Source organism: Nosocomiicoccus massiliensis, from assembly GCF_002871345.2.
In the GTDB taxonomy this organism is placed as follows: Bacteria; Bacillota; Bacilli; order Staphylococcales; family Salinicoccaceae; genus Nosocomiicoccus; species Nosocomiicoccus ampullae_A.
This window is the reverse complement of sequence record NZ_CP136964.1, coordinates 328,509-352,434: the sequence shown is the minus strand read 5'-3', so window position 1 is coordinate 352,434 and position 23,926 is coordinate 328,509. Positions and strand designations below refer to the sequence as shown.

Genomic DNA, 23,926 nt, shown 5'->3' with positions numbered 1-23,926 from the left:
CGTTTCACCTCTTTTAATGTTCTGCAAGTTCTTTCATCTTTTCATAGATTTTATCTGGATTCACCATAAAATAGTCTTCCATTGGTGGTGCATATGGCATCGCTGGTACGTTAGGTGCGGCAAGTCTCATAACTGGTGCGTCTAAATCGTAAAATGCATGTTCAGATATAATCGCAGATACCTCACTCATTACACTACCTTCTAAATTATCTTCAGTGACGAGTAATACTTTACTTGTGTCTTTAACAGATTCTATAATCGTCTCTTGATCGAGCGGGTAAATTGTTCTTAAATCAACAACTTTAGCACTGTATCCATCATTCTCTAATCGTTCAGCCGCTTCAATGGCCATATGAACACATAACCCGTAAGTTATTACCGTGATATCTTTACCTTCACGTTTAATATCTGCCTTACCAATAGGTACAACATGTTCACCTGTCGGTACGTCTTCTTTAAGTAAACGATATGCTTTTTTATGCTCGAAAAATAAAACAGGATCGTTATCGCGTATTGCAGAAATAAGTAATCCTTTTGCATCACTTGGTGTAGAAGGTATAACAACCTTTAAACCGGGTGTGGAACTAAATACACTTTCAATCGATTGTGAATGATAAAGTGCCCCGTGTATCCCTCCACCAAATGGTGCACGAATTACAATTGGACAATGCCATCCATTATTAGAACGATATCTAATTTTAGCTGCTTCACTCATAATTTGGTTTGTCGCAGGTAATATATACTCTGCAAACTGTATTTCAGCAACTGGTCGTTTCCCTGCGAGTGACGCGCCAATTGCTGTACCGACAATTAATGATTCTGCGAGTGGCGTGTCGAGCACTCGCATTTTTCCGTACTTCTCTTGGAGTCCAGCCGTTACTTTAAACACGCCACCTTTTTGACCGACATCTTCTCCTAGAACGAATACATTCTCATCTTTTCCCATCTCATAGTCTAATCCGTCATGGATTGCTTCTAACAATGTCATCGTTTTTGTCATTATAATTCCTCCTCATACACGTGTTTTAACGCATAAGAAGGTTCTGCATATGGTGCATGTTCTGCTTCTTTTGTCGCGTCGTTAATAATATTTTTAACTTCTTCATCGATTGCTTCGAACCACTCTTCTTCTATCGTTGTATTTTTTAATATATAATCTTTAAACGTGATTAAGCAGTCCGTGTCTTTTAATGTTTGTACATGTGCTTTATCTCTATAAGAATCATCGTCATCTGAAGAGTGTGCCCCAATTCTCGAAACTAGCGCATCGATTATCGTAGGACCTTCCCCGTTGATAGCACGTGTTCGAGCAGCTTTTACAGATTGAAATACTTCAAGTGGATCATTGCCGTTAATTTGTTCTCCGTGTATTCCATATGCATGTTTTCGCTCTGATAAGTCATCAATATTGTATTGAAGTGATTTTGGGACACTAATCGCGTAACCATTATTTTCAATAAAGCATATATACGGTAATTGATGAACACTCGCAAAGTTTAGCGCTTCATGAAAATCGCCTTGAGACGTAGAACCTTCACCGAGTGAAGTAAATGATACAGCTTCTTTACCATCCATTTTTAATGCATACGCAATACCTGCTGCGTGAAGTACTTGAGTTGTTACAGTTGATCCTTGAGTCACAATATTTAACTCGTAATCGCTAAAGTGACCGGGCATTTGTCTCCCTCCACTTGACGTATCATCTCGCTTCGCAAATGCTGCAAGCATACTTTCTAAGGGTGTTGTACCAAGTGTTGTTACCATTCCTAAATCTCTATAATATGGGTTTAAATAGTCAATTTTTTTCTTTAAAGCATAAGCTGCACCGACTTGTGCCGCTTCTTTACCTTGACACGATACGACAAATGGAATTTTTCCCGCACGGTTTAATAACATCATACGTTCATCAATTTTTCGTGTCGTTAACATTAAACGATACATTTCTTTTAAGTCGTCTTCTGTTAAATCTAATGTTTTATAATCTATCATTCGAATCTCTCCTTAAAAATGAATCCCTCTTTCGTCAATAAGTAATGCAGATTCCATAATTCCTTCACTTATTGACGGATGCGCATGTACTGAATTATATAGTTCTTCTACCGAACTATTTAAAAACGATGCAAGCGATAATTCGTTAATAATTTCAGTCGCATTTGGTCCAACAATCGATGCGCCTAATAACATATTATCTTTATCAGTAATTAACTTAACAAAACCTTCTCCGCCATTTTCAATAATCGCCTTACCAACTGCTTGAAGTGGTAATACGCTCACATTATATTCGATACCTTTTTCTTTTAACTGTTCTTCTGTAGGACCGACTACCCCAACTTCTAAATTCGTATATATACATCTCGGTACAGTGTCATAATTTAGTGTGATTGGATTTAAACCTTTAATATGCTCAACCGCTATTATGCCTTCTTTTGAAGCAACATGTGCGAGTTGATATGTATTTAATACATCTCCAATCGCATATATATGGCTGTCTGCTGTTTGGTAAAATTCATTCGTTTCAATATAAGTATTGAATTTTGCTTTCGTGTTGTTTAAGCCAATATCATCGATATTGGCTTTACGCCCAATCGCAACAATTACTTGCTCGAAATTCAATGTTTCGTCGTTATACTTTATAGAAACACCGTTATCAACTGTAACGCTCTGATTACTAATTTTAAAGTCAGTTGTGATTTTTACATTACTCTGTTCTAAATGTTTTTTAAGCGTACGAATAACGTCTTTATCTTCATTAGGAATTATATTTTGACTACCTTCAATTATCGTCACGTCGACATTTAAATTAGATAATATAGATGCAAGTTCTAATCCAATGACTCCACCGCCGATAATACCTACAGATTTAGGTAATTTTTTTTGAGATAAAAATTCTTTACTCGACAATACAAATTCCCCATCAAATGGTAAAAAGTCAAGTTCGATCGGTTTAGACCCAGTCGCTATAATGACATAATCATTTTTAATAATAATAGAATCGTTTTCAGTTTCTACAGCGATTGTGCCTGCCATCGGTGAGAAAATTGACGGCCCTAATATCCTCCCATGACCATAGTAAACGTCAATTTGATGTTTTTTCATGAGTGATGACACACCGTTATATAACGTGTCTACAGTTTTATTCTTTTTATCAATGATTTTTTCATAATTAAAATTCAATACTTCAGAAATTCCGAATTCAGATAACTGATTGGCAGTTTTTATTAAATTTGAAGTGTTCAGCAAACTTTTCGTTGGTATACAACCGTTATGTAAGCACGTGCCACCGAGTTTATCTTTTTCAATGAGTGCGACAGTAAAGCCGAGTTGTCTTGCACGTATCGCAGCTACATAGCCGCCTGTACCTCCACCGATTATCGCGATGTCATATGATTTTTCCATAAAACCCTCCATAAGTTACTGGTCAGACCAGTGAAAGTTGTAAAAAAATATACTACTTGCTCGCATTTTCTATATAGACTAGAATAAATACGATGAAACAAATGTATTATCTCCTATTATACATTAACAAACGATGATTTCATTAACAGACTATATAATTATGTTGAGTAAGGTGTTTGATTACATGAAAAAAATAATTGCACTATTAATATTAGTGATTCCTGTCTTTATTGCAGGATATGGCGTAAAATTAATTCGCGACAGTATATTCGGTATCACAATTGATCCATTTAGTTCTCTTGTCCTTCAATTTATTGTAGGGTTAGTACTCTTAGTGTTCGGAGTTTGGTTCGTTGCAGGATACGTCCTTCATAGAGAGCGAAAAAATAAACGAGTTCAAGAGCGATTTAAAGCAAAAGACGAGTAAACAAATTACTGTTTACTCGTCTTTATTAATTCTTTCGCGTTTTTAATTGCTGCATCATTAATCGTAGACCCACTTAACATACGTGCAATCTCTTCAATATGTTCATTTTCATCTAAATATTCAGCTTTCGAAACAGTACGATCATTAACAACTGTTTTATACACGTGTAAATGATGGTCTGCCACCGCTGCTGCTTGAGGTAAATGAGATATCGCAAATACTTGTCTCGTCTTTGCGAGTAGTTTCATTTTTTCTGCCATTTTAGTCGCTACTTTACCACTGACTCCTGAATCGATTTCATCTAAAATTACGAGGGCTTGATTTTCAAACATTGAAAAGATTGATCTGAGCCCTAAATTAATACGTGAAACTTCTCCCCCTGAAGCCACTTTGTTTAATGGTTTCAACGGTTCACCTTTATTTGTCGTAATGAAAAATTCAACGTTAGAAAATCCGAGTGTGTTAAATTGAGTTTCCTTTACATCGATTTTAAACTGAACATCTTTCATATCGAGGTCTTCTAGTTCTTTCACAATCGCAGATTCTAAAAAGTCTTTACGGTCAAGACGAATGTCATGTAGCTTTTTAGCATATACATTTAATTGTTTAAACACTTTTTCTTTTTCATTGATTAATTCTTCATATGATTGACTAAAGTTTTTTAAATCATTAATATCCGTCTCTAGTTTACGCTCTAAACGTAATAAACCTTCAAATGTCTCATTAAATTTACGTTTTAACTGATTAATACTATTTAAACGGTCTTGGATTTCGTTTAAACGCGCTTCATCGTATTCAAGCGTACTCAAATCATTCGTAACTTGACTATTTAGCTCAGTTAATAAATGATAACTCTCTTCGAGTTTTTCAGTATATATAGAATACTTTTCATCAAATGGTGTAATCCCCTCAAGTTGATGCACGACGTCATATAAAAGAGACTGAACACTAATTTCACCGTCTAAAATCGATTTAATTTGTTCGAACTTCTCATTGACGTTTTCAAAATTCATTAAGTATTCGAGTTCTTTTTCTAAATCATCTTCTTCAGTTTCTGTCGTGAAATTCATTAATTGAAGTTCATTATATTGGTGTTCTAATAGTTCTAGTTGTTCTAATCGATTGCGATCTTTATATTCGAGTTCTGCGATACGTTTTTGTATAGAGTCATATTGATAAAATAACTGCTGATACTGTTTAAAATCTTCTTCATCATAGAGTTCAATATATCGATCGAGATAATCGATTTGACGGCTTGTTTCTAATAATTCATCGTTTTTGTGTTGCGTATGAATAGTAAATACTTCTTGCATAATTTCTTGAAGTTGGCCAAGAGTAATCATTTGGTTATTGATTTTAACGATACTTTTTTTGTTATGCATTATCTCTCTTTTAACGATAAAAACTTCATCAACTGGGATGTTATATTGTTCAAGTAAGGCGTTTAGTGTAGCGGTATTTGGAAAATCAAACACACCTTCTAATACGAGCCCACTCGTATCATAACGAATGTCATCCATTGAAGCACGCTTACCCGCTAAGTATGACAACGCATCAATTAACATCGACTTACCGGCTCCGGATTCACCAGAAATAATCGTTAAATGGTTGTAAAAATCAAGCTCTACATTTTCTAGTACCGCAAAGTTATTGATATTTAGACGGAGTAAAATAGTGCTCAGCTCCTTAAATCAGATTAAAAATTTTCTCTTTAACGCTATCTCTTGCTTCTTCTCCTCTACAGATTATAAGACACGTATCATCTCCACAAATTGTACCGATAATTTCTTCCCATTCGAGTTGATCAATAATCGCTCCGATTGACTGTGCGTTACCAGGTAACGTTTTTAATACTATTAAACTGTCTTGATAATCTAGCTTTACAAAGCTATCCATTAAATAGCGACCGAGTTTTTCAAGAGTATGATAACGTCTATCTTCAGGCATGCTGTAAATATACGTACCATCAGCTTTTGGAACTTTAAATAATTGTAATTCTTTAATATCACGTGACACCGTTGCTTGAGTTACATCGAAATTATTTTCGCGTAATTTTTGGACAAGTTCTTCTTGCGTTTCAATGTCGTTACTCGTAATAATTTCTCTAATTTTAATTTGCCTTACTACTTTACTAGACATAATTGTCACCTCAATGTATATCATTAATATTTATTCAATAATATCATGTTTTCGTGTAGTATAACAAACTAAAAGAAAAGAAAAACTATCCGAAAACGGATAGTTTAAAATAATTGGTCGATTTTTTGTTGTTCGATCACTGAATTTTCCCCATCATTTTTTATGTGAAGTAAAAATTCTTCGTTACCTTTTGTACCAGTAATTGGTGAACGAATAATATCATACGTTGATAATCCAAGAGAAGTACATACTTCAACAACGCGCTCTATTACGTTTCTCTTCGTCACGTCGCTTTGAATAATCAGTGTATCCTCTTTTTCTTCTAAATAGCTTTCAAATTGTGGTTTAATTAATGCAATGACTGTGTATTCGTGATTGAAAAGTTCAGTGATGTGTCTAATAATCGGGACGATAGAAGTAAAACTCACATCAATCGTCATGACGTTTGGTAAATTTTTAAAATCATCAATTGCCGTATGCTTAAAATTCGTTTGCTCCATCACTGTGACACGTGAATCTGTTCTAAGTTTATAGTCGAGTTGGTTTGTACCGACATCAACTGCGTAAACAGACTCTGCACCATGCTGTAAACTACAATCTGTAAAACCACCTGTTGAACTTCCAATATCAAGAACGATACAATTTTCTAAGTTTAAATTAAATTCATTAATCGCAGCTTTTAATTTGATACCGCCTCTTGAAACGTAAGTTTTCACTTTTTTAAAGCGAATATCAACCTTCTTCGTATCGATAATATCAGATGGTTTATACACTGGTTCATTATTATTTAACACTTTTCCTGCCATAATTAGACGTCTGACGTCTTCAATTGTGCCAAGACTAAAATGTTCAAATATATATTGATCTGCACGGATCTTAGCCATTATGTTTTACCATTTTTTGTATTGTATTTACAATATTTTCAGAAGTAATTCCTGCTTCTATAAGTAACTGTTCAACGTCACCTTGTTCAATATATAAGTCAGGTATAGCGATTGTTTTAACATCATTTGTAAAGTCATGTTGGGACATAAACCCTTGAATAAATTGGCCAAGACCACCGGCTTCGATGACTTCTTCGACAATTAACATCGGTACATTTTCCTTACCATATTCATGTAACATTTCTTCATCTACCGGTTTTATAAAGCGCGCATTTACGATTTCAACATTAATATTCGTTTCAGATAGCATGTCTTTTGCCTCTTCAGCAATATCTAACGTTGGACCGTAACTGATGATTACAACGTGCTTCTTGTCTTCTTTATGGACGACTTCCCATTTGCCTTTTTCAATTGGCTGACGTTCAGTGACTTCAATACCTTTAACATTTCCTCTAGGATAACGTAATGCAATTGGACCATCGTATTCGACAGCGTAGTCAATCATTAATTTCGCTTCAACTTCGTCTCGAGGCATCATAATCGTCATGTTAGGAAGTGGTAGTAAGAAACTCACATCAAATATGCCGTGATGTGTTTCACCATCAGCACCGACTAACCCACTACGATCAATTCCAAAAAATACATTTAAGTTTGGACGATCTACGTCATGTAACACTTGGTCATATCCGCGTTGTAAAAATGTCGAATAAATAGCAAGATATGGTTTCATACCTGAAGCTGCGAGTCCAGCAGACATCGTGACGGCATGTTGTTCCGCGATTCCAACATCAAAAAATCTTTCTGGTAGCTCGTTTTGGAACTTAGTTAATTTCGAACCTACCGGCATTGCTGGTGTTAACGCGACGATACGTTCATCTTCTAATGCATGGTCAAAAACTGAATTCGATACGAATTCACTCCACGACTGTGTACCACTGCCACCAATTGTTTCACCAGTTTCAATTTTATAAGGTCCGAGTCCATGCCAAGTACCTACCTCATCATTTTCAGCGTGGTAATACCCTTTACCTTTTTTTGTGATGACATGAATAATTGCTGGTCCGTCATAATTTTTTGTTGATTCTAAAGCTTTAGTAATGTCTTTAAAATTGTGTCCATCTACTGGACCGATATATTTAATACCGAGTTCTTCGAAAAATACACCGTCTACGACTAAATATTTTAAACTGTCTTTAACTTTATCAGCTAAATCTCTTAAAGACGGTCCAAATGACGGAATTCTTTCGAGTAATTCTTCAGCATCATATTTAAATTTGTTATAGCTTGAATTCGTTCGAATACGTCCAAACATATTGTGTATTGCACCGACGTTTGGTGCGATACTCATTTCATTATCATTTAAAATAATCGTCATTTTCGTTTTTTCAGATCCGATATGGTTTAACGCCTCTAGGGCCATTCCACCTGTTAATGCACCGTCACCGATAATCGGAACGACATCATATTTCTCATTTCTGATATCTCGTGCTTTCGCCATACCTAATGCAGCTGAAAGCGAAGTAGATGAATGGCCTGCTTCCCATACATCATGCTCTGATTCCGACATTTTAGGAAATCCGGACAGACCTTTATATTGACGTAGCGTTTTAAAATCTGTCGTTCTTCCAGTTAATATTTTATGGATATACGCTTGATGACCAACGTCAAATAAAAGTTTGTCTTCTGGTGAATTATAAAAACGATGTAATGATAAAGTGAGCTCGACGACACCTAAGTTAGCACCGATATGCCCACCTGTTACTGCACATGATTCTATTAAAAAGTCTCGAATTTGTTGTGCTAATTGTTCAAGCTCTTCATCACTTTTATCTTTTAAAAATGATGGATTTTCTATTTCTTCAAGTTTCATATAGCACCCACCTATCTTTTTCTAATTATATCATTTAAAAAAGATTATAAAAATAGAAATGATATCCATATGTATGAATATCATTTCGTACGATTTACAACAATGGTAATGATATCTTCTAAATGAATAATATCAATTTCATCTTTTAATCGATATAATAATTCAGTCGTCTCTTTCTCTTTTTTCTTTAGAAGATCTGTCGCACCTTCAATACCGAATAAAGAGACATATGTCGTCGTATTGTTTTTTTCGTCTGTGCCGACTTCTTTACCGATTTCTTCTTTAGTACCTTGTACATCTAAAAGATCGTCTTTAATTTGGAATAATAATCCTAGTTCTTCCGCAAATCGCTGTAATGTCGCAATAACATCTTCATTTTGGTTTGCAATAATTGCTGCTGATATTACTGGTGCAACCATTAGTTTTCCAGTTTTATGACGATGAATTTGTTCTAACGTTTCATAATCAATCGATGCATTTGTGCTTAAAATATCGTTCATCTGGCCACTGATCATTCCATTTTGACCTGCTGCAGAAGTAAGAGTTTCAATAAGTTTAACTTTAACATCGTTACTATAATCCGCGAGAGTTAATAGATGAATACTTTCTGTTAATAAGTTATCACCAGCTAGAATTGCAGTTGCTTCACCATACACTTTGTGGTTTGTCAGTTTTCCACGTCTATAATCATCATTATCCATCGCAGGTAAATCATCATGTATTAATGAATACGTATGGACCATTTCTATAGCAGCAGCCATAGGTACCCCGTTACTTAATTCGTGATTAAGTGCTCTCAACGTTTTAAAGAGAAGGAGTGGACGTATTTTTTTACCACCTGCGGAAATTGAATATAACGAAGATTCTTTAATACGATCAGACACATCATTTAAACTTAAATGATGTTTAATATGTTTATCGACATCGTCTAAATATTTTTGATAGCTATTAATCATCTGTATTACCTTCTAAAGCTTCGACTTCAAGTTGCGCATTTTTTAATATCTCATCACACTGTTTAGAAAGTTCGATACCTTTTTTATATAAATCTAAAGACTCTTCTAATTGAACATCTTCACGATCTAATTGTTCGATGATTGACTCTAGTGTTTTCATTTTTTCTTCAAAGCTTTGTGTTTCCTTTACTGATTCACTCATCTTTATACACCTCAGTAATTTTTGTTTCTAAGCGACCATCACTTAATTTCACTTGGATTACATCTCCGACATCCACATCATTTGTACTCTTTAAGACGTGTCCATCTAAACTAACAAATGAGTATCCACGTTTTAGAATTTCTAGTGGATTTAAACTATCTAAAATTTCAAGTTTGTTTTTTACTTGCAATTTAGAATGTTCTATCTTATATTGCATTAATTTAGTTAATGACTGTCGATATTGCTTATTTTGTGTTTGTCCGTTTTCAATAATATGTCGTGGACTGAGCGTATTGATTTTATAATTCAAATGACTAAATTGATGGTGTCTTTCATTATACTTTTTATTATACAACGACTCTAATTGATCTTTTTTATAGACGAGTTGTTGTAAATGTTGATCATACAACCGTGTTGGCATTCTAAATTTATAATAGCTTTTATGGCTTTCAAGTTTTGATTGTTTGTTGAGAAGTGTATCTTGTATTTTCTTTTTCAATACTAATTGTGATTCGATAACTCTCTCTTTTAAATATCGTTGATCAGGCAAAGCATGCTCCATTGCTTGCGTTGGTGTTGTCGCTCTTTTATCAGATACAAAGTCCACGAGTGTCGTATCTGTTTCGTGTCCAATTGCAGTGATAATTGGTGTTTTCATATTAAATACTTTTTTGGCAACTTCTAACTCATTAAATGTCCATAAGTCTTCAATTGAACCACCACCACGCGCTAAAATAACAACATCAGCATGTAACTGATCTACATAATCTAAGTTGTTAATGACAGAATCGATACTCTTTTCACCTTGCATTAACGTATTAATGACTTTTATTTTTGTAAGTGGGAAACGCTTTTCAGTAGCATGTATCATGTCTTCATATGCAGCACTTGTCGCACTTGTGACTAAAATAATTGTTTTTGGAAAATAAGGAAGTTGTTTTTTATGTGCTGGATCAAAATAACCCTGCGCTTGAAGCATCTTTTTATTTTGTTCTAACTTTTCATATAACTGTCCTTGACCATCGAGTACAATATCGTTTGCGATAACTTGATAATATCCTCCGGGTTTGTAGACAGATATCCTACCTTCTACGATGACTCCGTCCCCATCACTCGGAACTTTTTTTAGTCGCTTCACACTATTACTAAACATAATACCGCGTAGTGTTGTCGATTCATCTTTCAAAGTGAAATATAAAATACCTGAACTATGTAATTTACTATTAGATATCTCACCTTTAATAAAGACCCGTTCTAAGTACGGGTCTCTAACAAATTTTTCTTCAATATATGATGATAAAGCACTCACAGTTAGCACTTGCTCGTTCGTCATAATATCACTCGTTTTTAAAGTTTTTTAACACACCGTTTACGAATTTAAAACTGTTTACGTCACTATAGACTTTTGTGATTTTTACAGCTTCGTTAATAATCACTTTTTTCGGTATATCTGTAGAAAGAATCTCCGTCACTGATATACGTAAGACATTTCTATCGACTTTGCTAATACGATCTAACGTATAGTTTTTTAGTAAACTACTAATTTTATCATCAATATCATTTTGATGAGCAATATAATAATCTACTAATTGCTTAATATAATCATATTTATTATACATCTCTTTAAATTTCACATCTTTTAATGACACTGCGTCATTATCGATTTGAAACAGTATTTGAAATGCTTTAATTCTTTGTTCATGTCTATTCATAAAAACACCTATTACTTCGCAATATTTACGATGTGAACATTAATTTCATCAATTACATTAATATCGAGCATCGTTGAGATAGATTGTTTAATATTCTCTTGGATATTTTCTGCAATCTTATGCACATTTTTACCGTCAGATAGATTGACGTACGCAGAAATTTTTAAATATCCGTTTGACTCATCTACACGGATACCTTTGCCGCGATATTTCTTACCAATTTTTTCAATTGTTCCACTCGCTAAGTTATTTTGTAAAGATGAAACACCCTTTGTTTCTAAAACAGCGATACTTGAAATAACTTCAAGTACTTCTGTTGAAATCTTAATTTTACCAATGGATTCATCGTGTCCTAATACTTCCACTATAATCACCTCATTCACTCATTATATCATGGTTTTCTAGCATATTCGTATTATAATCGTTATTAATAAACGCTTCATTATTAATAATTTTTTGATGGAATGGTATCGTCGTATTAATACCTTCAACGATGAATTCATCTAACGCGCGACGTGCAATCTGTAATGCGTCGTCTCTGTCTTTTCCATATACGATAAGTTTTGCAATCATCGAATCGTAATATGGTGGAATTGTATATCCTTGATAACAAGCTGTTTCTAAACGTACACCGAATCCACCTGGTTCTTTAAACTTCGTAATTTTACCAGCAGAAGGCATAAAGTTCTTATAAGGATTTTCTGCGTTAATTCTGAATTCAAACGCATGTCCATTAAACTCAATGTCTTCTTGAGTAAATGGTATTTCTTCTCTCATTGCAATTTTTATTTGCATTTTAACTAAATCAATCCCTGTAATCATTTCTGTAACAGGATGTTCGACTTGAATTCTCGTATTCATTTCCATAAAGTAATACGTTTCTTCATCGAGATCATATATAAATTCAATCGTCCCTGCGTTGACATAGTCGATAAATTTCGCTGCACGAACTGCTGCTTGCCCCATTTCTTCTCGAACTTCTTCAGAAATAATTGGACTTTTAGCTTCTTCAACTAACTTTTGCATACGGCGTTGAACAGTACAATCTCTTTCTCCAAGATGAACGACATTTCCGTGATAATCACCAAGTACTTGGATTTCAATATGTCTAAAATTGCTAATATATTTTTCGATATATAAATCTTTGTTCCCAAACGCACTTTCGGCTTCTTGTTCAGTTAACTTGTAGTTTTGAATTAACTCTTTCTCGTTACGTGCAACTCGAATACCTTTACCGCCACCACCGTAGCTTGCTTTAATAATGACAGGATATCCGATTTCTTCTGAAATTTTCTTTGCATCGTCTAGTGATTTTACAACACCATCAGATCCTGGAACTGTCGGGACATTTGCTTTTTGCATCGTATCCTTTGCAACGTCCTTAACACCCATTAAAGCGATTGTTTTATAATGTGGACCGATAAAGATTAAATTACTCGCATCACACATCTCTGCGAAATCGACGTTTTCAGCTAAAAAGCCATACCCTGGATGGATTGCATCACAGTTTGTATTTTGAGCGATTGTTATGATACTAATCATATCTAAGTAACTGTCTTTAGATAATTTAGGGCCGATACAATACGACTCAGTTGCGAGTTTCCGGTGTAAGCTATCTTTATCCGCTTCTGAGTATACGCTCACTGTTTCAATACCGAGTTCATGACACGCACGAATAATACGTACTGCAATTTCTCCTCGGTTTGCGATTAATACTTTTTTTATCATTTAACTTTGAATAATGGTTGGTTATATTCAACCATTTCTCCATCTTCAACTAAAATCTCTACAATTTCACCGGAAACTTCTGCTTCAATTTCGTTGAATAGTTTCATCGCTTCTAAAATACATACGATCGTATCGTTTTCAATCTTATCGCCGACTTGAACATAAGGATCTGCCTCAGGTGATGGACTCTTATAAAATGTTCCAACCATCGGCGCTTTAATCGTATGAATGTTTGAAGTATCAGCAGCAGGAGCGCTAGTTTCTGGAACACTTGCTACTGGCGCTGGTGGAATAGGTGCTTCGACAGACTGTACTGGTTGTACAGGTTGCGCTTGATATTGTGGCACTTTTGATTCACGCTTAAGTTTAATATCCACTTCTTTGTCTTTATATGTGAGTTCAACTAAATTAGCTGTTTCCATTTTTTCAATGAGTTGGTCTATATATTCTAATTTCATAATCAAATCTCCTAAACTGTTTATAATAGTATTTTACTTTAGTGGTATGACCAATTCAAATGGTAATTAAAAAAAGCAGATAAAATATCTGCTTTTAAAAAGATTATGCTCTTGAAACGTATGAACTTTCTTCAGTATTTACTACAAGTACGTCACCATTATTGACAAATAGTGGTACTTGAATAGATAAACCTGTTTCGAGTTTCGCTTCTTTTGTCGCACCAGAAACAGTATCCCCTTTAATGCTTGGTTCTGTTTCTACTACTTCAAGCTCTACAGTTTTTGGTAGTTCAACACCTAAAGTTTCACCTTCATACGTCATAATAGACACGTTCATATTTTCTTTTAAGAAATTAATTTCATGTTCTAACTGTTCTTTTGGAATCGTTACTTGTTCAAACGTGTTATTGTCCATGAACACATATCCGTCACCATCGTTATATAAGAATTGCATCTTATTGTTATCGATATGTGCTGTCCCGACTTTTTCACCTGCTCTAAACGTCTTTTCTTGAATTGCACCTGTACGTAAGTTTCTTAATTTAGAACGTACAAACGCCGCACCTTTTCCTGGCTTAACGTGTTGGAAATCAATAACTCTCCAAATACCGTTATCAAATTCAATTGTAAGTCCTGTTTTAAAATCGTTTACTGAAATCATTAAATTATCCTCCTACTTGATTATGAATAACTCTTTACTACTATGTGTCAGTTTTTGAAGTCCATCTTTAGTTACGAGCGCGTCATCTTCAATTCTAACGCCACCAAGTCCTTCAACATAAATACCTGGCTCGATCGTAATAATCATATTTTCTTCTAACATTGTATCGACAGTTTTTGCGAGTCCTGGACCTTCATGTACTTCTAGACCAATTCCGTGACCGAGTGAGTGACCAAAGTTTTCACCATATCCATTTTGATCAATAATATCTCTAGCTACCTTATCTGCCTCGCTACCAGTAAATCCAGCTTTAATTATTTCTAAAGATTTTAACTGACTTTCTAATACAATATTATACACTTTTTTGAGTTCGTCTGAAACATTACCGACACCAAACGTACGTGTAATATCTGAAACATACCCTTTATAAGTTGCACCGAAGTCTAACGTCACAAGATCTCCATCTTCAATAACTTTTTCTGAAGGTGTTGCGTGAGGTAATGCCCCTCTATGACCACTCGCTACTATCGTATCGAAGCTCGGACCTTCTGAACCGAGTTGCGCCATAATATATTCTAGCTCAGCTTTAACTTCTAACTCTGTCATACCGACTTTTACAAATTTTAAAATACGTTCATATGCTTCGTCGACGATTTTACAAGCGACTTTAATTTTTTCAATTTCTTCATTTGATTTAACCATACGGAAAGTTTCAAACTCGTTGTTAATCGGTACGAGTTCAAAATGCTCATTTAATGTATTGTACTCATTATAATTCGTATAGGCTGCTTCAAACGCGAGTTTTTTAACGCCTTTTTCTTTTAAAAATTCGATGACAAACGACGTTAAACTTCCCTTTTGTAACACGAATTCAAAATCAGGTGCTTCTTCACGTCCTTGTACATTATATCTAAAATCAGATACTAAGTACTGTCCTTCATCAGTTACTATTACTACGCCACTTGATCCTGTGAACCCTGAGACGTATCTTCTGTTGTGAGTACTAGATACGATTAGCGCATCTATTTCATATTTCTTTAGTAACTCTTTTGTTTTTTCGATAATGCTCATTCATAATCACTCCTTAACCGTAGTTTACCGTATTTTAAAAGACTTTTCATTTTCTTTTTAATAATTTTAAAGAAATGGTAGAATAATAAAGTATTGAGAGGGATTCTAATGAAAAAATCATTATATATTGGAGCAATCTCACTTTGCTTAGTAGCTTGCTCACCAGAAAATTTAAATGAAAAATATGAAGAAAAATCTAATAGAGTTAAACAGCTTGAAAAGGAGCTACACTCTGTTGAAGTTGAAAATCAAAAACTGAAAGATGATTTTAAAAATATAGAAGAAGAAATTTCACGTATTAGTCGTGATAAGAAAGATACTAACATCTCTAAATATCAAAATGTCGTCCGTGTATATGCAAATGGTGTTAAAAAAGAGTTAGATGTTCTTTCAATAGAAGCGGAAAACTTTAAGGAAGAAGAGGATATTGACGGACGTACCGTTTCTAATATCGAATCTAATTTAAAAGAGATTATAAACACATATAACAGCGACGTAGATGAATTAAAACTTCAAGATATGTTAAATCGGCAACATAATAAAATAGAAGTGTTTAATAGTAACTTACTTAAAGAGATTAACACTTTAAACGAAGCGATTGGTAAAGATGATAAAAAGAATATCGAAAAACAGCTGAATAAAATCAAAGATCTCAATAAATATTTATAAAGGTTGATTCAATTGAAAAAAATATTATTTTATATCGTAATTATCATAGCAATTATTGGTCTTCTCACTAATTTAGATACTGTTTTTAATTTAATATTTAATATGGCTGTTTCTTTAGTCATTATTGGTTTAATTTTTTATGGTATATATTACTTCTTCATTTTATCTGAAGACGAAAGAAAATATAGACGTGCGGTCCGTAAAACGAAAAGAAAACGTAAGTTTAGAGATTAATTCTAAACTTACGTTTTTTATTATCGTTTATAATTCCATTCTTCAGATTTGTATTTCTCGATTAAGACGTCAAGTTGGTTTAAATCGTCTTCTGTTAACGTATATTCCGTCGTTGTCATTGATAATCCTTTTTCAAATCCGTCTTTAAATGCTATGTATAATTCATCGACTGTTATATTTTTGTCTGTTAGATCATTAATCGGAACAGCCTTTGATTTAAAATCACTTTTCATTTTTTGTTTAAAACGTTCATTTGTAAATTTAAACATATCAAATAGATGATCGATATCAACATCTAGAAGTATTGAACCGTGTTGCATAATAACACCATCATTTCTTGTCTGTGCACTTCCTGCGATTTTTCTTCCTTCAACGACAAGTTCATACCAGCTCGGTGTATCAAAACATACGCTCGAACGTATTTCTGTTTTAGTTTTTTCCGGAATACTAAAATAAGCGTCTAAACCTAAATTTTTAAACCCTTCTAGTAATCCCATCGATAATACTTTATAACTTTCTGTTACAGTATGTGGCATTCCTTCGTAATTTTCAGGTAACACGAGACTGTACGTTAGTTCTTTATCGTGTAATACACCGCGACCACCCGTTTTACGCCTTACGAGCTGGTAGCCATACTCTTTTACTTTTTCAACATCGATTTCTCTATGTATCTTTTGAAAATAACCGATTGACAGAGTTGGGATTTCCCACTCATACAAACGTAATACTGGATTAATCTCACCCTTCTCAACTTTCTTCATGAGTAATTCGTCTAGCGCCATGTTATAAAACGCATCTTGTTTACCACTTTTAATATAACTCCATTTTGCTGTCAAATTTCTCTCCCCCAGATTACACTTTTAAAATTGTGACAAACACACTATAATATATATTGTATCTAAAAAGGAGCGATTGTGTGAGTACTACGACAATAATTTTATTAATTGTTTTAGCTATTTTAATAGTTTTATTTATAATTAATGCTGTATTAAGTGTTAGAGGAGTTAATATTGTAGGTGAAGAAGAATTTAGTCAAAACTTACGTAAAGTGCAACTCGTCGACTTACGAGAAAAAGATTCTTATAAGCACGGACATATATTAGGTGCGCGTAACATCCCTCTAAGCACATTTAATACGAGAGCGAAATCACTACGTACAGACCAACCTGTACACTTATACGACCAAAATGGTCGTACAGCGCTAAGAGCTGCAAGAATTTTAAAGAAACAGGGTCATAAAGATATTTACGTATTAAAAAGTGGTATCGCTAAATGGACTGGTAAAATTAATTCTAAATAAAGAAAAAGCGATTCGAAAAATTCGAATCGCTTTTTCAATTATTTTTTATCTTCGATAATATCTTCTTTTTCATAACGTAATACTGGATGACGTGCTGCAAGTGTTTCATCAAGTCTTCCGATTACTGTTGTATGTGGAGCTTCTAATACTAAGTCTAAATCTTCTTTGATTTCTTTATCGATATTTAGTAATGCATCGATAAATCCATCTAACGTTTCTTTCGACTCTGTTTCAGTAGGCTCAATCATTAAACCTTCTTCAACGTTAAGTGGGAAGTAGATTGTTGGTGGGTGATAACCGTAATCTAATAAACGTTTTGCTATATCTAGAGTACGTGCTCCTTCTTTCTTCTGATTCACACCGCTTAAAACAAATTCGTGTTTACAGTGTTGTGTGTATGGTAAATGATAAGTACCTTCAAGACGTCTCATCATGTAGTTCGCATTTAACACTGCATCTTCAGAAACCTTTTTAAGCCCCTCTGGCCCCATCGTTCTGATGTACGTGTATGCACGTAAGTAAATCGCAAAGTTACCAAAGTAAGGTTTTACGCGCCCAACACTTTGTGGAATATCGTTATCGAGTTTATACGTATCTCCCTCTTTTTTAACGTGAGGTTTTGGTAAGAATTTCGCTAAGTCCGCTTTAACTCCGATAGGACCTGAACCAGGACCACCACCACCGTGTGGACCAGTGAATGTTTTGTGTAAGTTTAAGTGTACTGCGTCAAAGCCCATGTCTCCAGGACGAACTTTAGCCATAATCGCGTTTAAGTTCGCGCCGTCATAGTATAACTTACCACCCGCACCGTGTACGATATCTCTAATTTCTAAAATATCTTTTTCGAATAGACCAAGAGTATTCGGGTTAGTTAACATGATTGCTGCAGTTTTATCACTTACAACACGTTTTAAGTCTTCGATATCTACAGTTCCGTCTTCGTTTGATTTAACTGTAACTGAATCGAATCCAGCAACTGTTGCTGAAGCTGGGTTTGTTCCGTGTGCTGAGTCTGGAACAATTACTTCTGTTCTTTGGAAGTCGCCGTTTGCTTCGTGGAATGCTTTAATCATAATTAAAGCTGTCCACTCACCTTGAGCTCCTGCTGCTGATTGTAATGAGATTTCATCCATCCCAGTAATTTCTTTTAATGATTCTTGTAAACGATAAGTTACTTCTAATGATCCTTGGATTGCTTTTTCGTTTTGTAATGGATGTGAATAAGCAAATCCAGCAAGACGAGCAACTTGTTCGTTAATTTTAGGGTTGTATTTCATCGTACAAGATCCTAATGGATAGAATCCTGAGTCGATTCCCCAGTTTTTGTTTGAGAGTTCAGTGTAGTGACGAATTAAATCAAGTTCACTAATTTCTGGTAACTCAGCTTTTTCTTTACGGATAAATTTATCATCTAATAAACTAGAAAGTTCTTTTTTCTCGATTTCAAGTTTAGGTAACGAATATGCATAACGATCTTCAATACTTCTTTCAAAAATTAATGGGCTTGAACCTTTTTTAGCCATTATAAGCACCTAACCTTTCAACAAACGCGTCAATTTCATCTTTTGTACGTAGTTCTGTAACAGCGATTAGCATATGATTTTTGAACGCTTCAAAGTCTAATCCTAAATCATAACCACCGATAAATCCGTCTTCATATAACTCATCATTAATTTCAGTGACATCTTTGTTTAACTTAACGACAAACTCGTTAAAGTTCATATCACCAAATACTTCAAACCCAGCTGATTTAAACGCTTCTTTTGCGTAATGTGCATTTTGGATGTTGTTTTCTGCCATCTCTACCGCACCATACTTACCTAAAGCACTCATTGCAATTGATGATGCTAGAGCGTTTAACGCTTGGTTTGAACAGATGTTTGAAGTCGCTTTTTCACGACGAATATGTTGTTCACGTGCTTGTAAAGTTAATACGAAACCACGGTTACCTTCGTCATCTTTAGTTTGTCCGACAAGGCGTCCTGGCATTCTTCTCATTAATTTTTTAGTCGCTGCAAAGTATCCACAGTGTGGTCCACCGAATTGTGACGGGATACCGAATACTTGTGTGTCCCCAGTAACGATATCTGCACCGAATTCACCTGGAGGTGTAAGTAATGAAAGTGCAAGTGGGTTAGAGTTTACAATGAATAACCCTTTATGCTTATGTGCAATCTTTTCGATTGCTTCTAAATCTTCAATTGAACCAAAGAAGTTTGGATATTGTACCATTACTGCTGCTGTGTCTTCATCTGCTAATTCTTCAAGATGTTTTAAGTCAGTCTTAGTTCCGTCTAAATCAGCGACAACTACTTCTACATTTTGAGCGTTTGCATAAGTCTTGACGACTTCTAACGTTTGAGGATGAACTGCACCTGATACAACAACTTTTTTCTTTCTCGTTGCACCAGCAGCCATCGTTGCACCTTCAGCAAATGCAGTTGCTCCATCATACATTGATGAGTTTGCAATTGGTAAGCCTGTTAATTCTGAGATAATCGTTTGGAATTCAAAGATTGCTTGTAATTCACCTTGAGAAACTTCAGGTTGATATGGTGTGTATGCAGTATAGAATTCGGATCTAGAGATAATAGAATCTACAACCGAAGGAATATAATGATCATATACACCTGCACCTAAAAATGATGTGTGAGTAACTGACGTAATGTTTTTGTTAGCAATTTGCGTCATTTCTCTCACTAGTGAATGTTCATCTTTAGCTGGTTCAATATTTAAATCGCCTTTAAATCTTACTTCTTCAGGGATATCTGAAAATAGTTCATTAACATCTTTAATGCCAATGACATCTAGCATCTCTTGCTTGTCTTTTTCTGTTACTGGTAAATAACGATGACTCATATTTACACTCCTTAAAAGTTTAATGTTTTATTTAAAATTTTTAACAAACTGAGCTGGAATTTCACGTTTACGAACTTTAACGATAAATTCCTTACCGTCTTCATAGAAGTCAGTGTCTACTAAAGCAAATCCAATTGCTTTACCAGAGGATGGTGATTTTGTACCACTTGTAACGTATCCCACTTTGTTACCTTCAGTATCAAATACTTCATAGTCAGTTCTTGGAATACCTTTACCAGTCATTTCAAATGCGGATAAACGACGTGGAGCACCATTTGCTTTTTGATCTTTTAAGATATCACTACCAATAAATTTATCTTTGTTTGCATTTACAGCAAATCCGATTCTTGCTTCTATTGGAGTAATTTCTGGAGATAAATCTTGACCGTGAAGTGGTAAACCAGCTTCAAGTCTTAACGTATCTCTCGCACCAAGACCACATTCAGTTGCACCATCATCTTTGAATAGTTTCCATAATTCTTCTAATGAATCTGGCTTCATATAAATTTCAAAACCATCTTCTCCTGTATAACCACTTTGAGATAATAGTACTTCTTGTCCAGCAAGTGATACATTTTGTTTTGCGTCGAACATTTTCATCTCTGAAAGATCTTCGTCAACGTGTTTTTGTACCATCGCTCTTGAATTTGGCCCTTGAATTGCGATTACAGCGTAATCATCTGACTCATCTGATATTTCTACGTCATAGCCATCAATCTTAGTTAACCATTCATAATCTGTGTCTTTGTTTCCAGCATTCGGAACTAAGAAGAACGTATTGTCATCTAGACGATAAATTAATAAATCATCAATTACTCCACCGTCTTCGTTACAAATTGTCGTATACTGCGCACGATTAACTTTTAATTTAGATACGTCATTTGTTAATGCGTAGTTTAAAAAGTCAACTGCTTCACTACCTGTAACTTTGAATTCTCCCATATGAGAGACATCAAAAATACCAACGTCTTCGCGTACAGCGTTATGTTCATCAATAATACTCGTAAATTGAACAGGCATTTCCCAGCCGCCAAAATCTACAAGTTTTGCACCAACTTCACGATAATAATCATTAAGTGGTGTTTTCTTTAGTTCACTCATAATATCCCCCTTTTTATAAAAAAAAGGACACTTTAATTAAAAAGTGCCCTGTTGAAATATCTTCAGGATTCGTCACGATATCGTCCTTTTGCCTGAGAGATTCACCTAAAAAGGCTTGCTCCTTCGGCGACGTAATTATACGTTCTCTCCGACATCGTTCAACCGAAAACATCAATTTTCAATGATTTTGTATCCGAATTCATTATATATACTATATTCACAAATTGCAACTTAAATACTGTTAACTCAATTATTCAACGATTAAAAGTTTGTGAATTAATTCATCTACCGTCGTTTCGTTCCTTATCGTAATATCAGCAATGCTCTTATATAGAGGTCTACGTTTTTCATATAAATCTTGTAATTCTTCATATGATCTTAATGCATTGGGTCTACTGCTATCATTTTTAATACGTTTATATATTTCCTCGAACGGTGCATCGATATAGATCACTAGTTGAGTAGATTCTTTTAAAAGATTGAGAGACGGTTCATATTCTACAATCCCACCACCAGTAGATAGTATGTCTACATCTAAACATTCTTTTAGTGCGTCATATTCGTATTTCCGAAATACACTTTCACCGTAATTTTTAAATATGTCAGATATTTTTTGATGCTTGTTTTCTATATATACGTCTAAGTCTATAAATTCCTTTTGTGTTATCTCACTTAACTTTTGACCAGCAGTTGTTTTACCAACACCCATAAATCCTATTAATATCATAGCTATGCTCCTAAAAACAATTTAACCTTACTTTCATAATAATAAATAAGATTCATTTTAATCTCAATGATCATATATAAGCGCATATAATATGTGTAGAAAACATTTGTTATAAAACCTAATATGATTAACGATGTGACACTTATAAATCCATCATTTTTTAATATACATTTCATATGTTTCATCGCCTTCTTCAATCATAATATATACATGATGTTTATCTTCTGTAACGTTGAATTCAAGGACGTTCGTCATCAAAGGAATAAAGCCTTTTTTGTCTATCGATTTGACAATACGATTATTAGATAGTCGATACGTAATCGTTCCGTGTTCATTATCAAAAGTAAGGCTGTTTTTTGTAATTACAATATCTTTCTTATTTGTTTCTACTTCAAAAATGTCTTCTATAAAAACATCGATATCAAAACTCTGTTCATTTAATTCAATCGAACCAAATAGTCGTATCGTTGGAATAGTTATAAATAAGATCATAGATAGAACAAATAGACTCAGTAACATTTCAATATATGTAAAACCTTCATTTAATTTTAATGCATCTATTTGCAGACGCTTCACAAATTTCATCACCTCTTATAAAATAACGTTCACTTTTTAAGAAATCATCTTGATCCTCACTATTTTGTATCTCTATATAAAGACTCCTTAACATTTCAAGTTTATTATCTGCTTGTTTGTCTACATGGTTTAAATGAATGATTGTTGGCACTAAAATCGTCGTAATTATAAGCATAATTTTCAACGAGATGACACTATCGATTAATAAAAAACCATCATCTTTCAATACGATACCTCCCCTTTTGAATTTGAAATATTATCTTAATAACATCGCCATCGCAATTTAATATCATCGTGCCAAATTTTGATGTATTTCCTGTTGGATAGTAAATGACGTCTTCTAATCCACCTTCAACGATAAAACAAGATGTAAGCTGATACCTTTTTTCATAATATTGTTTATAGTCTTTCAGAACAATTTCATTCGTCGAATGATAGATAATAACGTGTTGATATGTATCATACGTACGAGCTCTAATTTGGGCGTTTTGAAATATGTATTCTATATTTTTTAGTTCATCTTCATAATTGTTTTCGTTATATCTTGGGATGTAGGTAATTGTAGATAATAAAATGATACTTACAATAAATAATGTAAGTATCATTTCAATCATCGTAAATCCATCATTCTTTTGTAGCTTGTCCATTAACAATTGTGATCCCTGTTCCATTGGCACATGATGTTTGCTTATCTGTTAAGTAATTTGGCACTAATTGGTTAATGTTAGTTGGTGTTTCACCTTCATTTAACGTATATGCCTCAATCTGGCTTTGAACCATCTTAACTTGCGCGTCACAGCCAGTGTTTTGAACGTTTTTAGATTGTGCTGCAATATTTGGGATAATTAAGATGATAAGCACGGAGATGACGAGTAGTACGAGTAACATTTCTATTAACGTAAATCCTTCTGATTGTTTACTTTTTTGAATTAGTTTTTTAATATTAAATTTCATTG

Annotated in this window: 29 protein-coding genes and 1 riboswitch; of the genes, 4 read left to right on the top strand and 25 right to left on the bottom strand. The window is 34.2% G+C overall.

The genetic code is table 11. The annotated features are described in order from the left end of the window. Positions 1-13 precede the first annotated feature (13 nt). The 3 genes from CJ229_RS01800 to lpdA are packed head-to-tail and all read right to left on the bottom strand — an operon-like array spanning position 14 to position 3,396. A complete protein-coding gene (locus CJ229_RS01800) occupies positions 14-1,000 on the bottom strand; it encodes an alpha-ketoacid dehydrogenase subunit beta (protein WP_068128373.1) in 987 nt (328 codons plus the stop codon). Beyond that, the gene (locus CJ229_RS01795; protein ID WP_102167324.1) at positions 1,000-1,989 is read right to left on the bottom strand and encodes a thiamine pyrophosphate-dependent dehydrogenase E1 component subunit alpha; all 990 of its coding nucleotides are present in this window, start codon (positions 1,987-1,989) and stop codon (positions 1,000-1,002) included. The genes CJ229_RS01800 and CJ229_RS01795 overlap by 1 nt, the downstream gene beginning before the upstream one ends. A 12-nt stretch (positions 1,990-2,001) precedes the next feature. Continuing rightward, on the bottom strand, positions 2,002-3,396 hold the full coding sequence (gene lpdA, locus CJ229_RS01790; protein ID WP_102167325.1) for a dihydrolipoyl dehydrogenase: 1,395 nt from the start codon (positions 3,394-3,396) through the stop codon (positions 2,002-2,004). A gap of 184 nt (positions 3,397-3,580) precedes the next feature. Here lpdA and CJ229_RS01785 point away from each other — a divergent pair, with 184 nt between their 5' ends. Further along, positions 3,581-3,823: a DUF2627 domain-containing protein gene (locus tag CJ229_RS01785; RefSeq protein ID WP_040928330.1), complete on the top strand. Its 243-nt coding sequence runs from the start codon at positions 3,581-3,583 to the stop codon at positions 3,821-3,823. 5 nt (positions 3,824-3,828) lie between these two features. Here the strand turns inward: CJ229_RS01785 and recN are convergent, their stop codons facing one another. From recN to CJ229_RS01720, 13 genes are all read right to left on the bottom strand, one after another. Then, the gene (gene recN, locus CJ229_RS01780) at positions 3,829-5,496 is read right to left on the bottom strand and encodes a DNA repair protein RecN (protein ID WP_102167326.1); all 1,668 of its coding nucleotides are present in this window, start codon (positions 5,494-5,496) and stop codon (positions 3,829-3,831) included. A gap of 13 nt (positions 5,497-5,509) precedes the next feature. After that, positions 5,510-5,962, bottom strand: a complete 453-nt coding sequence (ahrC, locus tag CJ229_RS01775) for a transcriptional regulator AhrC/ArgR (RefSeq protein ID WP_068128364.1) — start codon at positions 5,960-5,962, stop codon at positions 5,510-5,512. A 104-nt stretch (positions 5,963-6,066) separates the two neighbouring features. Next, positions 6,067-6,846 carry a TlyA family RNA methyltransferase gene (locus tag CJ229_RS01770; RefSeq protein WP_068128361.1) on the bottom strand — a complete coding sequence of 260 codons (780 nt, stop codon included), beginning with the start codon at positions 6,844-6,846 and terminating at the stop codon, positions 6,067-6,069. After that, the gene (dxs, locus tag CJ229_RS01765) at positions 6,839-8,716 is read right to left on the bottom strand and encodes a 1-deoxy-D-xylulose-5-phosphate synthase (protein WP_102167328.1); all 1,878 of its coding nucleotides are present in this window, start codon (positions 8,714-8,716) and stop codon (positions 6,839-6,841) included. The genes CJ229_RS01770 and dxs overlap by 8 nt, the downstream gene beginning before the upstream one ends. A gap of 80 nt (positions 8,717-8,796) precedes the next feature. Then, positions 8,797-9,672 carry a polyprenyl synthetase family protein gene (locus CJ229_RS01760; RefSeq protein WP_068128357.1) on the bottom strand — a complete coding sequence of 292 codons (876 nt, stop codon included), beginning with the start codon at positions 9,670-9,672 and terminating at the stop codon, positions 8,797-8,799. Next, positions 9,665-9,874, bottom strand: a complete 210-nt coding sequence (gene xseB / locus CJ229_RS01755) for an exodeoxyribonuclease VII small subunit (RefSeq protein WP_068128354.1) — start codon at positions 9,872-9,874, stop codon at positions 9,665-9,667. The genes CJ229_RS01760 and xseB overlap by 8 nt, the downstream gene beginning before the upstream one ends. Continuing rightward, complete coding sequence (gene xseA / locus CJ229_RS01750) at positions 9,867-11,207, bottom strand: exodeoxyribonuclease VII large subunit (protein WP_102167329.1); 1,341 nt, start codon at positions 11,205-11,207, stop codon at positions 9,867-9,869. The genes xseB and xseA overlap by 8 nt, the downstream gene beginning before the upstream one ends. Before the next feature lie 4 nt (positions 11,208-11,211). Further along, positions 11,212-11,586, bottom strand: coding sequence for a transcription antitermination factor NusB (gene nusB / locus CJ229_RS01745; protein ID WP_102167330.1), 375 nt, complete (start codon positions 11,584-11,586; stop codon positions 11,212-11,214). A gap of 11 nt (positions 11,587-11,597) precedes the next feature. Beyond that, positions 11,598-11,951 carry an Asp23/Gls24 family envelope stress response protein gene (locus CJ229_RS01740; protein WP_083302000.1) on the bottom strand — a complete coding sequence of 118 codons (354 nt, stop codon included), beginning with the start codon at positions 11,949-11,951 and terminating at the stop codon, positions 11,598-11,600. A gap of 10 nt (positions 11,952-11,961) precedes the next feature. Next, positions 11,962-13,311 carry an acetyl-CoA carboxylase biotin carboxylase subunit gene (gene accC / locus CJ229_RS01735; protein ID WP_068128496.1) on the bottom strand — a complete coding sequence of 450 codons (1,350 nt, stop codon included), beginning with the start codon at positions 13,309-13,311 and terminating at the stop codon, positions 11,962-11,964. Then, complete coding sequence (accB, locus tag CJ229_RS01730) at positions 13,311-13,772, bottom strand: acetyl-CoA carboxylase biotin carboxyl carrier protein (RefSeq protein WP_102167331.1); 462 nt, start codon at positions 13,770-13,772, stop codon at positions 13,311-13,313. Before accB ends, accC begins: the two co-directional genes overlap by 1 nt. A gap of 103 nt (positions 13,773-13,875) precedes the next feature. Continuing rightward, on the bottom strand, positions 13,876-14,433 hold the full coding sequence (gene efp / locus CJ229_RS01725) for an elongation factor P (RefSeq protein ID WP_040928337.1): 558 nt from the start codon (positions 14,431-14,433) through the stop codon (positions 13,876-13,878). Positions 14,434-14,445: 12 nt separating this feature from the next. After that, entirely contained in the window at positions 14,446-15,504 is a 1,059-nt protein-coding gene (locus tag CJ229_RS01720; RefSeq protein WP_102167332.1) for a M24 family metallopeptidase, read from the bottom strand. A gap of 108 nt (positions 15,505-15,612) precedes the next feature. Between CJ229_RS01720 and CJ229_RS01715 the strand changes: the two genes are divergently transcribed. Beyond that, positions 15,613-16,173, top strand: a complete 561-nt coding sequence (locus CJ229_RS01715) for a coiled-coil domain-containing protein (RefSeq protein WP_070622134.1) — start codon at positions 15,613-15,615, stop codon at positions 16,171-16,173. 12 nt (positions 16,174-16,185) lie between these two features. Then, positions 16,186-16,407, top strand: coding sequence for an SA1362 family protein (locus CJ229_RS01710; RefSeq protein ID WP_068128337.1), 222 nt, complete (start codon positions 16,186-16,188; stop codon positions 16,405-16,407). Positions 16,408-16,427: 20 nt separating this feature from the next. On the opposite strand, the gene CJ229_RS01705 is transcribed toward CJ229_RS01710, so the two are convergent. Further along, positions 16,428-17,243, bottom strand: coding sequence for a lipoate--protein ligase family protein (locus tag CJ229_RS01705; protein WP_070622135.1), 816 nt, complete (start codon positions 17,241-17,243; stop codon positions 16,428-16,430). 80 nt (positions 17,244-17,323) lie between these two features. Between CJ229_RS01705 and CJ229_RS01700 the strand changes: the two genes are divergently transcribed. Continuing rightward, entirely contained in the window at positions 17,324-17,707 is a 384-nt protein-coding gene (locus CJ229_RS01700; protein WP_068128333.1) for a rhodanese-like domain-containing protein, read from the top strand. A 38-nt stretch (positions 17,708-17,745) separates the two neighbouring features. Here the strand turns inward: CJ229_RS01700 and gcvPB are convergent, their stop codons facing one another. The 8 genes from gcvPB to comGC all read right to left on the bottom strand — a co-directional run bounded on the left by gcvPB (position 17,746) and on the right by comGC (position 23,924). Then, positions 17,746-19,230 carry an aminomethyl-transferring glycine dehydrogenase subunit GcvPB gene (gene gcvPB / locus CJ229_RS01695; RefSeq protein WP_068128329.1) on the bottom strand — a complete coding sequence of 495 codons (1,485 nt, stop codon included), beginning with the start codon at positions 19,228-19,230 and terminating at the stop codon, positions 17,746-17,748. Next, positions 19,223-20,566: an aminomethyl-transferring glycine dehydrogenase subunit GcvPA gene (gene gcvPA / locus CJ229_RS01690; protein ID WP_068128328.1), complete on the bottom strand. Its 1,344-nt coding sequence runs from the start codon at positions 20,564-20,566 to the stop codon at positions 19,223-19,225. The genes gcvPB and gcvPA overlap by 8 nt, the downstream gene beginning before the upstream one ends. A 27-nt stretch (positions 20,567-20,593) precedes the next feature. Next, a complete protein-coding gene (gene gcvT, locus CJ229_RS01685; RefSeq protein WP_102167333.1) occupies positions 20,594-21,670 on the bottom strand; it encodes a glycine cleavage system aminomethyltransferase GcvT in 1,077 nt (358 codons plus the stop codon). A 67-nt stretch (positions 21,671-21,737) separates the two neighbouring features. Then, a riboswitch (glycine riboswitch) is annotated at positions 21,738-21,829 on the bottom strand. 88 nt (positions 21,830-21,917) lie between these two features. Then, the gene (locus tag CJ229_RS01680; RefSeq protein WP_070456460.1) at positions 21,918-22,394 is read right to left on the bottom strand and encodes a shikimate kinase; all 477 of its coding nucleotides are present in this window, start codon (positions 22,392-22,394) and stop codon (positions 21,918-21,920) included. 153 nt (positions 22,395-22,547) lie between these two features. Beyond that, positions 22,548-22,970: a competence type IV pilus minor pilin ComGF gene (locus CJ229_RS01675; protein WP_068128324.1), complete on the bottom strand. Its 423-nt coding sequence runs from the start codon at positions 22,968-22,970 to the stop codon at positions 22,548-22,550. After that, entirely contained in the window at positions 22,933-23,196 is a 264-nt protein-coding gene (locus tag CJ229_RS01670) for a hypothetical protein (protein WP_070622136.1), read from the bottom strand. Before CJ229_RS01670 ends, CJ229_RS01675 begins: the two co-directional genes overlap by 38 nt. Beyond that, positions 23,186-23,617 carry a type II secretion system protein gene (locus CJ229_RS01665; protein ID WP_168162104.1) on the bottom strand — a complete coding sequence of 144 codons (432 nt, stop codon included), beginning with the start codon at positions 23,615-23,617 and terminating at the stop codon, positions 23,186-23,188. The genes CJ229_RS01670 and CJ229_RS01665 overlap by 11 nt, the downstream gene beginning before the upstream one ends. Next, a complete protein-coding gene (comGC, locus tag CJ229_RS01660) occupies positions 23,595-23,924 on the bottom strand; it encodes a competence type IV pilus major pilin ComGC (protein WP_068128320.1) in 330 nt (109 codons plus the stop codon). The genes CJ229_RS01665 and comGC overlap by 23 nt, the downstream gene beginning before the upstream one ends. Positions 23,925-23,926 lie beyond the last annotated feature (2 nt).

Excerpts from the sequence above, each read along its gene's own strand:
- CJ229_RS01800 (WP_068128373.1), bottom strand. The coding sequence starts at position 1,000 with ATGACAAAAACGATGACATTGTTAGAAGCAATCCATGACGGATTAGAC.
- CJ229_RS01795 (WP_102167324.1), bottom strand. The coding sequence starts at position 1,989 with ATGATAGATTATAAAACATTAGATTTAACAGAAGACGACTTAAAAGAA.
- lpdA (WP_102167325.1), bottom strand. The coding sequence starts at position 3,396 with ATGGAAAAATCATATGACATCGCGATAATCGGTGGAGGTACAGGCGGC.
- CJ229_RS01785 (WP_040928330.1), top strand. The coding sequence starts at position 3,581 with ATGAAAAAAATAATTGCACTATTAATATTAGTGATTCCTGTCTTTATT.
- ahrC (WP_068128364.1), bottom strand. The coding sequence starts at position 5,962 with ATGTCTAGTAAAGTAGTAAGGCAAATTAAAATTAGAGAAATTATTACG.
- CJ229_RS01770 (WP_068128361.1), bottom strand. The coding sequence starts at position 6,846 with ATGGCTAAGATCCGTGCAGATCAATATATATTTGAACATTTTAGTCTT.
- dxs (WP_102167328.1), bottom strand. The coding sequence starts at position 8,716 with ATGAAACTTGAAGAAATAGAAAATCCATCATTTTTAAAAGATAAAAGT.
- CJ229_RS01760 (WP_068128357.1), bottom strand. The coding sequence starts at position 9,672 with ATGATTAATAGCTATCAAAAATATTTAGACGATGTCGATAAACATATT.
- xseB (WP_068128354.1), bottom strand. The coding sequence starts at position 9,874 with ATGAGTGAATCAGTAAAGGAAACACAAAGCTTTGAAGAAAAAATGAAA.
- xseA (WP_102167329.1), bottom strand. The coding sequence starts at position 11,207 with ATGACGAACGAGCAAGTGCTAACTGTGAGTGCTTTATCATCATATATT.
- nusB (WP_102167330.1), bottom strand. The coding sequence starts at position 11,586 with ATGAATAGACATGAACAAAGAATTAAAGCATTTCAAATACTGTTTCAA.
- accB (WP_102167331.1), bottom strand. The coding sequence starts at position 13,772 with ATGAAATTAGAATATATAGACCAACTCATTGAAAAAATGGAAACAGCT.
- efp (WP_040928337.1), bottom strand. The coding sequence starts at position 14,433 with ATGATTTCAGTAAACGATTTTAAAACAGGACTTACAATTGAATTTGAT.
- CJ229_RS01720 (WP_102167332.1), bottom strand. The coding sequence starts at position 15,504 with ATGAGCATTATCGAAAAAACAAAAGAGTTACTAAAGAAATATGAAATA.
- CJ229_RS01715 (WP_070622134.1), top strand. The coding sequence starts at position 15,613 with ATGAAAAAATCATTATATATTGGAGCAATCTCACTTTGCTTAGTAGCT.
- gcvPB (WP_068128329.1), bottom strand. The coding sequence starts at position 19,230 with ATGGCTAAAAAAGGTTCAAGCCCATTAATTTTTGAAAGAAGTATTGAA.
- gcvPA (WP_068128328.1), bottom strand. The coding sequence starts at position 20,566 with ATGAGTCATCGTTATTTACCAGTAACAGAAAAAGACAAGCAAGAGATG.
- CJ229_RS01680 (WP_070456460.1), bottom strand. The coding sequence starts at position 22,394 with ATGATATTAATAGGATTTATGGGTGTTGGTAAAACAACTGCTGGTCAA.
- CJ229_RS01665 (WP_168162104.1), bottom strand. The coding sequence starts at position 23,617 with ATGGACAAGCTACAAAAGAATGATGGATTTACGATGATTGAAATGATA.
- comGC (WP_068128320.1), bottom strand. The coding sequence starts at position 23,924 with ATGAAATTTAATATTAAAAAACTAATTCAAAAAAGTAAACAATCAGAA.